Origin of the sequence: Flavobacterium luteolum (assembly GCF_027111275.1) — a bacterium.
GTDB classification, from domain to species: domain Bacteria; phylum Bacteroidota; class Bacteroidia; order Flavobacteriales; family Flavobacteriaceae; genus Flavobacterium; species Flavobacterium luteolum.
In genome coordinates this window covers 4246663-4260826 of record NZ_CP114286.1, presented here as the reverse complement: position 1 = coordinate 4260826, position 14164 = coordinate 4246663, and the positions used below count along the sequence as shown (strand labels likewise).

17 protein-coding genes are annotated in these 14164 nt (G+C 32.5%); 13 read left to right on the top strand and 4 right to left on the bottom strand.

The window, feature by feature from the left end; translation table 11 throughout:
• Position 1: 1 nt before the first annotated feature.
• Complete coding sequence (locus tag OZP10_RS18350) at positions 2 to 925, bottom strand: YihY/virulence factor BrkB family protein (RefSeq protein WP_177210024.1); 924 nt, start codon at positions 923 to 925, stop codon at positions 2 to 4.
• Positions 926 to 1016: 91 nt separating this feature from the next.
• Positions 1017 to 1874 (bottom strand): carboxylating nicotinate-nucleotide diphosphorylase, encoded by an 858-nt coding sequence (nadC, locus tag OZP10_RS18345; RefSeq protein ID WP_281632159.1) that lies wholly within the window; start codon positions 1872 to 1874, stop codon positions 1017 to 1019.
• Positions 1875 to 2079: 205 nt separating this feature from the next.
• On the opposite strand from nadC, the gene OZP10_RS18340 reads away from it, so the two are divergent.
• The 7 genes from OZP10_RS18340 (at position 2080) to rlmH (ending at position 7692) form a co-directional block, all read left to right on the top strand.
• Entirely contained in the window at positions 2080 to 3180 is a 1101-nt protein-coding gene (locus OZP10_RS18340; protein ID WP_281632158.1) for a DNA alkylation repair protein, read from the top strand.
• Between the two features lie 298 nt (positions 3181 to 3478).
• On the top strand, positions 3479 to 4360 hold the full coding sequence (locus OZP10_RS18335; protein ID WP_281632157.1) for a pirin family protein: 882 nt from the start codon (positions 3479 to 3481) through the stop codon (positions 4358 to 4360).
• A gap of 3 nt (positions 4361 to 4363) precedes the next feature.
• Positions 4364 to 4759, top strand: coding sequence for an OsmC family protein (locus OZP10_RS18330; protein WP_281632156.1), 396 nt, complete (start codon positions 4364 to 4366; stop codon positions 4757 to 4759).
• A gap of 6 nt (positions 4760 to 4765) precedes the next feature.
• Positions 4766 to 5050 carry a GNAT family N-acetyltransferase gene (locus OZP10_RS18325; RefSeq protein ID WP_281632155.1) on the top strand — a complete coding sequence of 95 codons (285 nt, stop codon included), beginning with the start codon at positions 4766 to 4768 and terminating at the stop codon, positions 5048 to 5050.
• A gap of 261 nt (positions 5051 to 5311) precedes the next feature.
• Entirely contained in the window at positions 5312 to 6724 is a 1413-nt protein-coding gene (locus OZP10_RS18320) for an amidohydrolase family protein (RefSeq protein WP_281632154.1), read from the top strand.
• A 50-nt stretch (positions 6725 to 6774) separates the two neighbouring features.
• On the top strand, positions 6775 to 7077 hold the full coding sequence (locus OZP10_RS18315; protein WP_281632153.1) for an antibiotic biosynthesis monooxygenase family protein: 303 nt from the start codon (positions 6775 to 6777) through the stop codon (positions 7075 to 7077).
• A 141-nt stretch (positions 7078 to 7218) separates the two neighbouring features.
• Positions 7219 to 7692, top strand: coding sequence for a 23S rRNA (pseudouridine(1915)-N(3))-methyltransferase RlmH (gene rlmH, locus OZP10_RS18310; RefSeq protein WP_281632152.1), 474 nt, complete (start codon positions 7219 to 7221; stop codon positions 7690 to 7692).
• Positions 7693 to 7720: 28 nt separating this feature from the next.
• Here rlmH and OZP10_RS18305 read toward each other — a convergent pair whose 3' ends face one another.
• The gene (locus OZP10_RS18305) at positions 7721 to 8353 is read right to left on the bottom strand and encodes a hypothetical protein (RefSeq protein ID WP_281632151.1); all 633 of its coding nucleotides are present in this window, start codon (positions 8351 to 8353) and stop codon (positions 7721 to 7723) included.
• 138 nt (positions 8354 to 8491) lie between these two features.
• The gene (gene folP, locus OZP10_RS18300) at positions 8492 to 9325 is read right to left on the bottom strand and encodes a dihydropteroate synthase (protein ID WP_281632150.1); all 834 of its coding nucleotides are present in this window, start codon (positions 9323 to 9325) and stop codon (positions 8492 to 8494) included.
• A gap of 147 nt (positions 9326 to 9472) precedes the next feature.
• Here folP and OZP10_RS18295 point away from each other — a divergent pair, with 147 nt between their 5' ends.
• The 6 genes from OZP10_RS18295 to tpiA all read left to right on the top strand — a co-directional run bounded on the left by OZP10_RS18295 (position 9473) and on the right by tpiA (position 14155).
• A complete protein-coding gene (locus OZP10_RS18295; protein ID WP_177210035.1) occupies positions 9473 to 10015 on the top strand; it encodes a DUF1599 domain-containing protein in 543 nt (180 codons plus the stop codon).
• An 87-nt stretch (positions 10016 to 10102) separates the two neighbouring features.
• Positions 10103 to 11203, top strand: a complete 1101-nt coding sequence (locus OZP10_RS18290; RefSeq protein WP_281632149.1) for a BT_3928 family protein — start codon at positions 10103 to 10105, stop codon at positions 11201 to 11203.
• Positions 11204 to 11340: 137 nt separating this feature from the next.
• Positions 11341 to 11796 (top strand): hypothetical protein, encoded by a 456-nt coding sequence (locus OZP10_RS18285; RefSeq protein ID WP_281632148.1) that lies wholly within the window; start codon positions 11341 to 11343, stop codon positions 11794 to 11796.
• A 41-nt stretch (positions 11797 to 11837) separates the two neighbouring features.
• Positions 11838 to 12497, top strand: coding sequence for a YqiA/YcfP family alpha/beta fold hydrolase (locus OZP10_RS18280; RefSeq protein ID WP_281632147.1), 660 nt, complete (start codon positions 11838 to 11840; stop codon positions 12495 to 12497).
• 323 nt (positions 12498 to 12820) lie between these two features.
• The gene (locus tag OZP10_RS18275; protein ID WP_281632146.1) at positions 12821 to 13318 is read left to right on the top strand and encodes a TlpA family protein disulfide reductase; all 498 of its coding nucleotides are present in this window, start codon (positions 12821 to 12823) and stop codon (positions 13316 to 13318) included.
• Positions 13319 to 13402: 84 nt separating this feature from the next.
• The gene (gene tpiA / locus OZP10_RS18270; RefSeq protein ID WP_177210039.1) at positions 13403 to 14155 is read left to right on the top strand and encodes a triose-phosphate isomerase; all 753 of its coding nucleotides are present in this window, start codon (positions 13403 to 13405) and stop codon (positions 14153 to 14155) included.
• Positions 14156 to 14164 lie beyond the last annotated feature (9 nt).

The window sequence follows — 14164 nt, the reverse complement described above, 5'->3', positions numbered from 1 at the left end:
ATTATTTTTCTTTTTTTTGTTTTAATTTTCTGATAGAAGCATTCAATTCGAAACCTAAAAGCAGAATCATACAGTTTATCCAAATATAAAACATTAGAATTAATAATGTTCCAATTGAACCATAAAGTTCGTTGTATTTTGAAAATTTTATAACCCAAATCCCAAAAAAGAACGAAGATATAACAATTAAGATTGTGGTAAAAACAGAACCAATACTTATAAAAGGCACTTTATTATACTGTTTTGTACCATAACGCAATAATATTGAAGATGTTATCAAGATCATTAAAACAACAAACAAATAACGCCCTAAAATAATAAGCGGAATTCGATCACTCAGCACATCCTGAATAATTGTTTTTTGAATAAAAACCTCAAAGACTACAATTGTTGCGACTGTTACAAACAAAATAATAGTCATCACAATAGATATCGCCAACGCAACTAAATATTGCTTAAAAAAACCTCTTTTATCAAAGACATGTTTAGAAGATTCAAAACCGCTTAGAATGCCATTAATTCCATTTGCCATTAAAAAAATCGAAAGAAAAAATCCAGACGAAAGCAAACCCGAGTGACTATTATTTAAAATATCGCTGATAATTTTGCTGATTGCATCAAAGGTATTTGGAGGAACACTCTGCTGTACGAACTGCAAAAAATCTTCCTGAAAATTATCTATCGGAATAAAAGGAATCAAGTTTAAAATAAATAGCGCAAAAGGAAACAAAGCCATGAAAAAGCTAAATGAAACCGCACTTGCATGATATGAAAAAGCACCATCAACAATTCCTATGGTATACATTTCCAACAAATCATACAATGAAAACCCTTCTAGCCAAGGCAGTTTAATTTTCTTCAAAAGTCGGGCTAATGACCGCACCACAGGCAGTTTCTCAATCCGATCTTCTATCTCTTGCGACATATTTTTTGATTTTAGATTTTAGTCCCGATAGCTATCGGGAGATTTTAGATTTACAAAAACCATAACTTATCACTCAAAATTCATAACTCCATTAAAAAGCTTTCAAACTCAAATCCATATTATAAACAGAATGCGTTAAAGCGCCTGAGGAAATATAATTTACACCACATAGAGCATATTCACGAACTGTTTTTTCGCTAATATTTCCAGAAGACTCTGTCTGACATTTTGAACCAATCAAATTTACTGCCGTTTTTGTATCTTCATAATTAAAGTTGTCTATCAGGATTCTATGAACTCCGTCGCTCAATAAAATTTCTCTGATTTCATCTAAATTGCGGGCTTCAACAATAATTTTCAGATCTAAATTATTTTCCTTTAAATATTCCTTTGTTTTAGAAATAGCGCGCGTAATTCCACCAGCAAAATCAATATGATTGTCTTTCAGCATAATCATATCATACAAAGCATAACGATGATTTTCGCCACCACCAATTTTTACGGCCCATTTCTCTGCGGCTCTAAAATTTGGAGTCGTTTTACGAGTATCTAGTATTTTTGCATTTGTTCCTTCTAGAAGCTGCATTAAATGACTTGTTTTTGTAGCAATCGCCGACATTCTCTGCATGGTATTCAAAACCACTCTTTCAGCTTTTAAAATAGATTGAGAGCTTCCTGAAACTTCAAAAACGATTTCACCATATTCTACACGTGTCCCATCTTCAATAAATGTTTTTACTTTTAATTTTGGGTCAACATGTTCAAATATCATTTTAGCAAGTTCAACTCCAGCAATGATCCCCTGATCTTTTACTAATAGTTTTGCCTTACCGTGGGCAGTATCTGGAATACATGCCAGCGAACTGTAATCGCCTGGTCCTACATCTTCTCTAATGGCATTACTGATTAAAAGTTGTAATTCTGCTTGAAATTGAGCTTCGCTTATCATTTTTCTGTTTTTAATAATAATGCTAAATTAGGATATATTTTATGGATTTGAAAGTTCTAACAACATGAAAAATTAGATAAAACATCAAATACCTCTTTTTTAAACATTAAGATATTCACAAAAATAAAGTGACAATTCTTAACAATACTTAATCTCTTAATAAGAGATCAATTAAATATCTTTGGAGTTCAATCAAGCAAAATTTATGGGATTAATTAAAGATATTTACTCGGTTTCTTTTTACGAAAAATTTGGTCAGGCTGTCGCCGAAGCGCATCCATCATTCAAAAAAGAGAAATTCATTGAAGCGATTTACGAAGGCAATTTTGCTCAAAAAGAATGGAAAGAAAGAATGAAGCACACAACAGTGGTTTTGCATCAGTTTATACCTCAAAATTTTCCTGAAGCCGTTGCTTTAATTGATAAAATCATCGAAAATTTAAAGAAAAGTAGTTTCACTGATGGCAATTTGGCTTTCATTTTTTTTGCCGATTATATTGAAAATTACGGTTTAGACGATTTTGAAACATCTGTAAAAGCTTTTGTTTCTATCACACAATTTATAAGTTGCGAATTTGCCGTTCGTCCTTTCATTTTAAAATATAAAGAAAGAATGATTGACGAAATGACAAAATGGTCTTTACATGAAAATCAACACGTTCGCAGATTGGCAAGTGAAGGTTCACGACCGAGATTACCGTGGGCAATGGCAATTCCGTTTTTGAAGAAAGACCCTTCTCCTATTCTTCCTATTTTAGAGAATTTAAAAAACGATCCTTCAGAATATGTTCGAAGAAGCGTAGCCAATAATTTAAATGATATTGCTAAAGATAATCCGCAAATTGTATTAGAAATAGCTTCAAGATGGAAAGGCCACAGCAAAGAAACTGACGGAATTATTAAACATGGAAGCCGAACTTTACTAAAACAAGGACATCCTGAAATTTTAAGCCACTATGGTTTAGAAAGCACCAATATTGAACTTTCGTCTTTCGAAATCAAAACACCAACTGTAAAAATTGGAGATTATCTTCAGTTTCATTTTCACTTGAATAATAAAAACGAAGCTCCAAAAACAGTTCGTTTAGAATATGCTGTCCATTATAAAAAAGCAAAAGGACATTTGGCTAAAAAAGTATTCAAAATCAGTGAGAAAGTTTATCATCCGAATCAATTAACTAAGATTGAGAGAAACCAGTCTTTTAAACTCATTACAACGCGAGTTTTTCATACTGGAAAACATCAATTGTCGATTATTATTAATGGAACTGAGAGTGAAGTTTTGGAGTTTGAGCTGATTGATTAAAAGTACAAATTTCGTAAATAATCAAGGGGTTGTCGTCTAGTTTGTCATTTCGACGAAGGAGAAATCTCCACAAGTAGCTCCGCAACGAGAATTCAATCTTTGTCGAGTTTCTTGCTAAGATTTCTCCTTCGTCGAAATGACAAAAAAACTTAGAAACATCAAAATCAATGATTTGAATTATTCCACATTTTCCTTACTTTTATAGATAATACAAAAAACAACTTTTCTTAATCTAAATTAAGTTACAGATTTCTATCACCACTGTAATTTTGTTTTCAAATCAAATAAAAAATACCACATGTCAAATATTAGTTTAATTATCGAAGAACGCGCTGCCAATATTGGCAATTTTATGGTAGGCCGTTTATTGCCTTTCCGCGAAAAAAGAGCAGTTGGACCATTTGTATTTATCGACCATATGGGACCCGCACATTTAAGTGATCATGAAAATATGGATGTTCCTCCGCATCCGCATATCGGACTTTCTACTTTGACATTTTTGTTTGAAGGAAGCATTATGCATCGCGACAGTTTAGGAACAGAATTGGAAATAAAACCGGGAGCAGTAAACTGGATGACGGCTGGAAAAGGAATCGTTCATTCCGAAAGAACTCCAGAATATTTAAGACATTCAGATAAAATGCTTCACGGATTGCAGATTTGGGTGGCGCTCCCAAAAGAATTGGAGCAAATGGAGCCTAATTTCACACATGTTGAAGCAGATGACATTCCAGCTTGGGAAGAAGATGGCGTTTCATACAAATTAATTGCCGGCGAAGCATTTGACAGAAAATCACCTGTTCCTGTATACAGTCCGTTATACTTTATTGAAATTAAAAGCAAAGAAGCTAAGAAAATTAATATCGGACACCATTTGTTCGGAGAAAGCGGATTGTATATTTTAGATGGAAGCATTAAAAATGGCGAACATACTTACGATCCAAGACAAATTTTAATTACAACCGAAGCTTCTCTTTGTGAATTTGAAATTGCTGCAAATTCAACTGTTTACATTTTTGGTGGACAGCCTTTTCCTGAAGAACATTTTATCTTTTGGAACTTTGTTTCATCAGACAAAAACCTCATCGAAAAAGCAAAAACTGACTGGACAAACCAAACTTTCCCAAAAGTTCCAGGAGAAACAGAATTTGTTCCATTACCAGAACCAAGAATTAAATAACTTATGGATACAGTAAAAGCAACAATAGACACACGAAAATATCGCACAGAAATAACTTCTAAAACAGGGAATATTCTAATTGCTGACGAACCGCAAGATGTGGGCGGAAAAAATTTAGGTTTTAGTCCGTTTGAACTTCTGGCTTCCTCTCTTGCATCCTGCACTTTAATTACACTGCGAATGTACATTGATCGCAAAGCTTGGGATGTTTCAGAACTTACAATCTGGGTCGATTTTGAAAAGAATGAAGAACATACTGTTTCTTTATTTTCAACCAAAATCTTAATTACAGGAAATGTAGACGATACTCAAAAACAGCGAATTTTGAAAATTGCTAACAGCTGTCCCGTCCATAAAACACTTATAAACACAATTAAAATAGAAACTTCTTTAGTATAAAACAATATGGAAATTCAACAAATAAACGATATAAGAAAAGGCTATTTTGAAGCCATCGAAGACGGAAAAGAAGCTGGAAAAATGACGTACACTTGGGCAGGAGATTCAAAATTCATCATTGACCATACCGAAGTAAGTCCTGACTTTAACGGAAAAGGCGTGGGCAAAAAACTGGTTATGGCTGCCGTAGAATATGCGAGAAATAACAATCTAAAAATTATCCCACTTTGTCCTTTCGCAAAAAGCGTTTTTGATAAGGTTGAAGAAATTCGTGATGTGCTTTTTTCTTGAGTTTCTAAGGTTCTGAGATGCTATCCCGATAGCTATCGGGACTAAGTTTTTTTTAACCGCAATCCCGATAGCTATCGGGAGCAAAGAATTACGCAAGGTTCGCAAAGTTTTTTACATAAAGCTTTGCGAACTTTGCGTTTATATTAGGTTTCGTATATCATAAAACCTTGCGCTCTTTGCGGTAAAACTCACCACAACAAAAAACAAATTTTCAAATTTCTCCGAAAACTCGTATATTTGCGCGTAATTTAATCATAGAGTATGACAAGAATAATTACGCTTTTCTGTTTTTTTATAGCACAAATCGGCTTTTCTCAATCGGCTGAGAGTTATTTAGAAAAAATCAGAAATAATGAAGCTCTCTTAACAGCTTTCTTTCAACAAATGCCTAAAGGAGGCGATTTACACCATCATTTTTCAGGATCAGTTTATGCAGAGCCTCTTTTGGAAAGAGCAATTGCAGAAGACTTTTATTTGAATCTTGAAACGATGGCAGTTTCTAAAACCAAACCTACAAACGGAAATTGGGAAAATTTCTCCTCTATTAAAAATAAAGGAAAATTAGAGTATTACGAACAGCAGATTATGCAAACTTGGTCGGTTAAAGATTATAACGGATCGGTTCCTTCTGACGATCAGTTTTTTGATTCTTTTATGAAATTTGAGCCTACCATTCAAGGCCATTTTGCAGAAGGAATGTTAGAATTAAAAAAACGCGCCATTGCAGAAAATGTAACTTACATTGAAACACAATTATCAACAATTCCTTGTGATATGAATGTTTCAGATTTAACCGATTTCAATACCAAACTTCGCCAAGCTTCAGAACAGAAAGATGAAAAAGCAGTTCTGAAACTTTTGGATGAATTGTATAAATTACTTCAGAAAAAAGATGCTAAAAAGTATGCTGAAGATTTCAACAATAATTTCATAGCCAAATTGCATAAAGATTTAAAAATGGACGACGAACGTTTTACAATGCGTTATCAAAACTTTGTACTTCGTTTTATGGATCCAGTAGATTTATTCAAAAATCTGGTAATTGCTTTTATTTCGTCAAGCGAAAGTAAATTGACCGCTGGTGTAAATATCGTTTCTCCAGAACACGGACAAACTTCTATGAAAGATTACTGGTTACACATGGTGATGTTTAAATACTGTCACTCCAAATTTCCTGATGTAAAATATACGCTTCATGCAGGCGAATTGACTTTAGGTTTAGTTCAACCAGAAGAATTGACTTGGCACATCAACGATGCTATTTATGTTGCAGGCGCAAATAGAATTGGTCACGGAGTTGATATTGCTTACGAAGCCAACTCATATGATTTATTGAAGTACATGTCTAAAAATAACATCCCTGTTGAAATCAATTTAACGAGTAACGAATTCATTTTAAAAGTGAAAGAAAACAGACATCCGTTTACGCTTTACAAAGAATTTAATGTCCCAATTGTGATTAGCACAGACGATGCAGGAATTTTGAGAAGTAATATGACAGAGCAATATGTTTTACTGGCAAAAAGATATCCTGACGTAAATTATGAAACAATTAAAAAATACGTTTACAACAGCATCAATTACAGTTTTATTCAAGATGCATCAGTTAAAAAACAATTAATCAAAGATTTAGATAATCGTTTTAAAACTTTTGAAGCGAAGTTTAACAACTAAACGAAACCCGACAGGTTTTAAAAACCTGTCGGGTTTGATAACAGTAAACTATGATATTAGAAGCCGCATTTCTATACGTAAAACCAAACTTAGCCAATCAATTTGAAGCTGATTTTACAAAAGCAAGTCAATACATTTCTTCAATTGATGGTTATTTAGGGCATCGATTAGAGAAATGTTTGGAAGTCGAAAACAAATATCTTTTATTGGTCAATTGGAATACATTAGAAGATCATACAGTAGGTTTTAGAACTTCTGAAGCTTATTTAGAATGGAAAAAGATTTTACATCATTATTACGAACCGTTTCCAATTGTAGAACATTTTGAAACCGTTTTTGAGAATAAAAAATAAAGTTTTTCATTTTGCCACAGATTAAAATGATTAAAAAGGATTTTTTATTTCCCTTTAAATAATCTGTGAAAATCCTTTTAATCTGTGGCAAAAAAATAAATTCGTGCGAATTAGTGCAATTCGCTGCAAAAAACTTAACCAATGAACATCAAACTTATAGCAATAGGCAAAACAGATAATAAATCGCTTCAGACTTTGATAGACGATTACACCAAACGCTTGTCATTTTACATCAAATTTGATTTGGAAATTATTCCCGATATCAAAAACGTAAAAAACTTATCTGAAAGTCAGCAGAAAGAAAAAGAAGGCGAATTGATTCTTTCTAAACTTTCAGCAACCGATAAGTTGATTTTATTGGATGAAAACGGAAAAACATTCTCAAGCGTTGGTTTTTCTGAAGAATTACAGAAGAAAATGAATTCTGGAGTTAAAACTTTAGTTTTCGTAATTGGTGGTCCTTACGGATTTTCTGAAACCGTTTATAAAAAAGCGCAGGGAAAAGTTTCGCTTTCGCTAATGACATTTTCGCATCAAATGGTTCGCTTATTTTTTATCGAACAATTGTACCGCGGATTTACAATTTTACGCAACGAACCTTATCATCATCAATAAGGTTATGTTTCAAGTTTCAGGTTTCAGGTTAGAAAATGAATTCTACTGGAAGTGTATCAAGATTGTAAGTCACATCTTTTTGCAGTAGAATTTTATACTGAATGTATTCTTCATAACTCATATTCTTATCAAATAAAAACACCAGATCTGGCACTTTTTCAAACTTTATACTATAAAAGTGCTTTAATATTTCTGATATTTTTATTTCCTGATTTCCCATAAAAACTCGTTTCTTTCCTTTACTAAAGTAAACCACAAAACTTCCTGCAGTAGGTTTCTCCATTTTATAAAACACTTTCGTAAAAGGCAAAAAGGCTAGATTTTTCCCAATAGAATCTGCATAAGAATAATAGTTTTCAGATTCTTCGTTCTGATGCATTTTCTCGTTACGCTTTTTCTCCTGCATTTTCATTACTTGCGGAATCACTAATTTCAATGGAAGACGTTTGTCTATATTTAAAATCCAATTGGTTGAAATTATGGCGCTTTTTCGATTTAAATCGGCAATCGTGTCTTTTCCTTCAATTTTAAAAAAGATATAAATCGGCGAATGATCTTGTACGTCTTTTACAATTGAAACATTTGATTTTGGCAATAAAACGTCTTCTTTTTTTCCGCAGGAGAAAAGTAGGAAAGCTATAATTAGGGTAAAGTATTTCATATTTTTAAAATTCATTTTACACAAAGTTTGTCATTTCGACGAAGGAGAAATCACACTAGTATTTCCTCACAGAAATTCGCCAATCTTTGTCGAGTTTCGAGTGTGATTCCTCGTTCCTCGGAATGACAAAACAATCATTTAAATAGTATTTAAACTCATTTTATTAAACAAAGTAACACATTCCATCGCTTCCTTCACATCATGAACACGAAGAATTTTAGCACCTTTTGTCAATGCAATTGTATTTAAGAATGTTGTTCCGTTTAAAGCTTCTTGTGGTGTAATATCAAGCGTTTTATAAATCATCGATTTTCTTGAAATTCCTACCAAAACAGGCAATTCTAACAAATTAAAAAGTTCCATTTTTTGCATTACTTCATAATTCTGATCGGTTGTTTTAGCAAAACCAAAACCTGGATCTAAAATCAAGTCGTTGATGCCTAACGCTCTTGCTTTTTTCACTTTTTCAGAAAAATAGAAAAGCATTTCTTTTATAATATCATCGTACTGCGTTAAACTTTGCATCGTCTGCGGATTTCCTCGCATGTGCATCATAATATACGGAACATTATATTTTGCAATAACACCAAACATTTTATCATCTAGTTCTCCCGCAGCAATATCATTAATAATTGCAGCGCCACTTTCTATACTTGCTTTTGCAACCTCGGCTCTAAAAGTGTCAATTGATAATAAAGCTTCCGGAAAATGCTTTAAAATCAATTCGATTGCCGGAACAATTCGGTCAATTTCTTCTTTTTCCGTTACAAATTCAGCACTTGGTTTGCTAGAATATGCTCCAATATCAATGAATGTTGCACCTTCAGAAAGCATTTTATCTACTTGCGAAATAATTTCGTCTTCGTTTTTATATTTTCCTCCGTCAAAGAAAGAATTTGGAGTAACATTTAGAATTCCCATTACTTTAGGAATCGATAAATCTATAAGTTCACCTTTGCAGTTAATTGTCATTGTTTATTTTGTTTCAGGTTTCAGGTTCCAAGTTCTGCATTAACACTTTGTTTAGAAAAAACTTGAAACAAAGCGAACCTTAAACTTGAAACTCTTAAAAAATTATCCTTATTTTTGAAGAAATTTTAGCAAATATACAGCATATAAATGAAGAATACTTCCCAAGAATTTGATAATGTTATAGCGGTTTGTCGCACTTTGTTTATCAATAAAATGAAAGATTACGGCAGTGCGTGGAGAATTTTAAGATTGCCATCGCTGACGGATCAAATTTTTATAAAAGCACAACGAATCAGAAGTTTACAGGAAAATGAAGTCCGTAAAGTAGATGAAGATGAAAAAGGAGAATTTATCGGAATCATCAATTATTCTATCATGGCTTTAATTCAGTTAGAGTTGGGCGTTGTGGATCAGCCGGATCTAGACGTCGAAAAAGCAACTGAATTGTACGATGCTAAAGTAAAATTGACAAAAGAATTAATGGAAGCCAAAAACCACGATTATGGTGAAGCTTGGCGTGATATGCGTGTTAGTTCTTTAACAGATTTGATTCTTCAAAAACTACTTCGCGTTAAACAAATTGAAGACAATAAAGGAAAAACAATCGTTTCTGAAGGTATCGATGCAAACTATCAGGATATGATTAATTATTCTGTTTTTGCTTTAATCTTAAACCCTATAAATAAATAAAATTTCAAAATTTTTAAATTCCAAAATCCAAACATGATTGGAATTTGGAATTTATTTTTTGAGATTTAATATCTTAATATTTACGCCATGAAAAACATCATTACCCAATTCTCCCGATTATTTGTCGGTGTATTATTTATCATTTCTGGATTAATAAAACTGAATGATCCCGTTGGATTCTCTTATAAATTAGCAGAATATTTTAGTGAACCTGTTTTCAACATGCCTTTCTTAGAACCATTGGCTTTAGGACTAGCTATTTTTCTAGTAATTTTAGAAGTAGTTTTGGGTGTTATGCTTTTGGTTGGATATAAATCAAAACTAACAATCTGGGCTTTATTATTGCTAATCGTTTTCTTTACTTTCCTTACCTTCTATTCTGCTTATTTTGATGTAGTTAAAGATTGCGGATGTTTTGGAGACGCTTTACACTTAACGCCTTGGCAATCATTCACAAAAGACGTTGTTTTATTATTCTTTATCCTGATCTTATTTATCAATAAAAAATTAGTAAAACCTTTATTCTCTAAATTGGTTACCAATATTATCACTTTAATCAGTATCATTTTATGTGTATTTATGGCTGTTTGGGTGATCAATCACAATCCTATCAAAGATTTCCGCCCATATAAAGTAGGAACAAACATCGAGAAAGGAATGGAAATTCCAGAAGGTGCTCCAAAATCGGTTGTAGAAATGATTTTCATTTATAAAGTAAATGGCGTAGACAAAGAATTTACAGAAAAGGATTTAATGAATATTCCTGAAGGTGCTGTATTTGTTGATAGAAAAGACAAAATAATTTCTGAAGGTTACGTTCCTCCTATTCACGATTTTACGATGACAAAAGATGATTCTGACTATAAAGAAGAATTATTAAAGGAACCAAAATTACTAATCTATGTAACTTACGATTTGAATTTGTCAAATCCTGAAGGAATGAAAAAATTAGCTAAAGTTACTGCAGATGCAAAAGCAAAAGGCTACAAAGTAATTGGGATGACCGCTTCTGGAGCTGACGAAATTGCTAAAGCTAAAAAAGATTACGCTTTAGATATTGATTTCTATTTCTGCGATGGAACAGCTTTAAAAACGGTTGAAAGAGCCAATCCAAGCATTGTTGTGGTTCATGACGGAACTATCGCTCAAAAAGTACATTACAATGATGTTGATGATTTGAAATTGTAATACTTCAAACAAAATCAAAAGCGCCAGCAAACAATACGTTTGCTGGCGCTTTTGATTTTTAGGATTCTTGTTAAAAGTTAACTTTTAGATTACGAATAATAATCCTACATTTGAGCAAACCAAAAACTATTTTAACCATGAAAAAATTGCTAAAGATTTCCGCTATTCTAGTTTTATTTTTTGCTACAGGCTGTGATTCTGCTGAAACAAACTGCTCAACAGGACCTTTTGGACTTACTTTCGAATTTGTAGATAAAGATTCCGGAGCTAATTTGTTTAACAATGGCACCTTTACCCCGCAAACACCTGTGACAGTAACAGATTTAAATCAAAATAAGATAATTCAAACCACTTATCTGAAAAGCAACAATTCAGATCGTGCTTTGTTAGTATTAGCATTTGAAGCAGGAACATTTAATTATGCTGTAAATATTGGAGACAAACCTGTTTTTGAATTACTTGTTGTTACAGAAAGTGTAAAAGGAAGCCAATGCAGTAGTATCATAAAAAAGGCATTTGAAGTTAAAAATGCTGCATATGAAGAAGAAAAAACAACTGGGATTTATAAAATTTTAATGGATACAAAAAACTAAAATCGATTTAAATCCATTTTTACATTCTACATAATCTATTCATGAAAAAACTCTTTCAAACACTTACTTTCTCGTTCTCCATTTTATTTTGCATTGCGGGTTTCGGTCAAACAAAAAATGAAAATCAACGCTATATCTTCTTTTTTTACAACAAATTTGTACAAGAAAACGATCTAAATGTCGCTCATCCTGAATATGGAAAAGCCGAGTATAACGAAATATTAGAATCATTCAGAAAGGATAATTTTATTGTTTTTAGTGAAAAAAGAAAGAAAAACACAAACTCTGCTGAATATGCCCAGACGATGGCAAAGCAAATCAAAAACCTTATAAAGAAAGGCGTTCCTTCCAATCATATTACGGTAATTGGAACTTCACAAGGTGGTTATATTGCCCAATATGTTTCTACTTATCTGTCTAATCCAGATCTGAATTTTGTTTTTATAGGTTGTTTTATGGACACCGATATACAACAAATCACAGATATTAATTGGTGCGGAAATATTTTGACTATTTATGAGAAATCAGATATTTACGGAGTTTCTGCTATTAAAAGAAAAGAAACTTCTAAATGCAAAATAGATCATTTCAAGGAAATTGAATTGAACACTGGCCTAAAACATGGCTTTTTGTACAAAGCCGCAGACAATTGGATTGCTCCGAGCAAAAAATGGGCAAATGGCAATTATGAATTAAATTAAGCATTCAAAAAAATAAAAGAAGCCTTCAATAATTTTGATTTTATTGAAGGCTTCTTTATTGCAATCAGACGTTTTTTTGATTAAAATCTTTTTCTAAAAATAAAATTTTTATCATTTTTTTATTTGCAAAATATCTTCGTTAGAAAAAAACACCATTTTTACTCTCTACTATTACGATTTCAAAACACTTTTTTCAACCAAAAAACGTCGTTTTGTTATAAAATAAACGACTCTTCAAATTTTGTTAATCTACAATTGGCATTCGATTTGTTTGTTTAACTTTGTGAATTCAGTACCCTAATAAAAAATAATTTTAATCAAATATGAAACAATTAGTTCTAGCCGTAATTGCATTTATTTCTTTTTCATGCACTCAAGCTCAGAAAACTGCTTTTTCTAAAGAAGCTCTGTCTGAGAAATTACTAGCCACTGACGGAAGTCAGGTTACTTTCAAAAACATTTTAAAAAAATATAAAGGAAAAACTTTGGTTATCGAAGTTTGGGCTTCTTGGTGTGGTGACTGTGTAAAAGCAATGCCAAAATTAAAAGAATTACAAGCCAATAATCCTGATGTTTCTTACCTATTTATTTCAGCTGATAAAACAGCTGATAAATGGAAAGCTGGAATCGAAAAACATGAGTTAAATAAAGGCGACCATTTTATGATGAACGATGGCATGAAAGGTCTTTTCGGAAAAGCTATTGATTTGGACTGGATTCCAAGATATATTGTTGTTGACAAAACTGGAAAAATTGTTTTATACAGAGCAATCGAAACTGATTTCGAAAAAATTAATTCTACTTTACAATCATTGAAATAATCTTTCAATAAGAATATCAAAATTCAATTTAAATTTTGACTTCTTTCAAAACAAAAAACAAAAAAATAATATAAAACTACCAAAATGAGAAAATCGATTGTTGCAGGAAACTGGAAAATGCATAAAAATGCTGCGCAAACTGAAGAGTTATTAAACGAATTAATTGCTAAAATTCCAGCAAAAACAAATGCACAAGTAATTGTAGCTCCAACTTTTGTAAACTTACAAGCTGCTGCAGCTAAGTTGAAAAATACAACTATTGGAGTTTCTGCTCAAAACGTTCACCAAGCAGAAGGCGGTGCTTTTACAGGAGAAATTTCTGCAGATATGTTAACAAGCATTGGCGTTAATACAGTAATCCTAGGTCACTCTGAGCGCAGAGCTATTTTCCACGAAACTGATGCTTTAATCGCAGATAAAGTTGATACAGCGTTAAAACATGATATGACAGTAATCTTCTGCTTCGGAGAAGAATTAAAAGATCGTCAGTCTGGAAATCACTTCAACATTGTTGAGAATCAATTACGTGATGGTGTTTTCCATATCGCAAAAGAATCTTGGTCTAAAATTGTTTTAGCTTACGAACCAGTTTGGGCTATTGGAACAGGAGAAACTGCTTCGCCAGAACAAGCACAAGAAATGCACGAATTTATCAGAGAAGTTATCCGTAAAGCTTTTGGAGCTGAAATCGCTGACGAAGTTTCTATTTTATATGGTGGTTCTGTAAAACCAGAGAACGCTAAAGAAATCTTCTCTAAACCAGACGTAGATGGTGGTTTAATTGGTGGTGCTGCTTTAAAAGCTGACGATTTCCTAGCTATTGTTACTGCTATCTAATTTTAGATT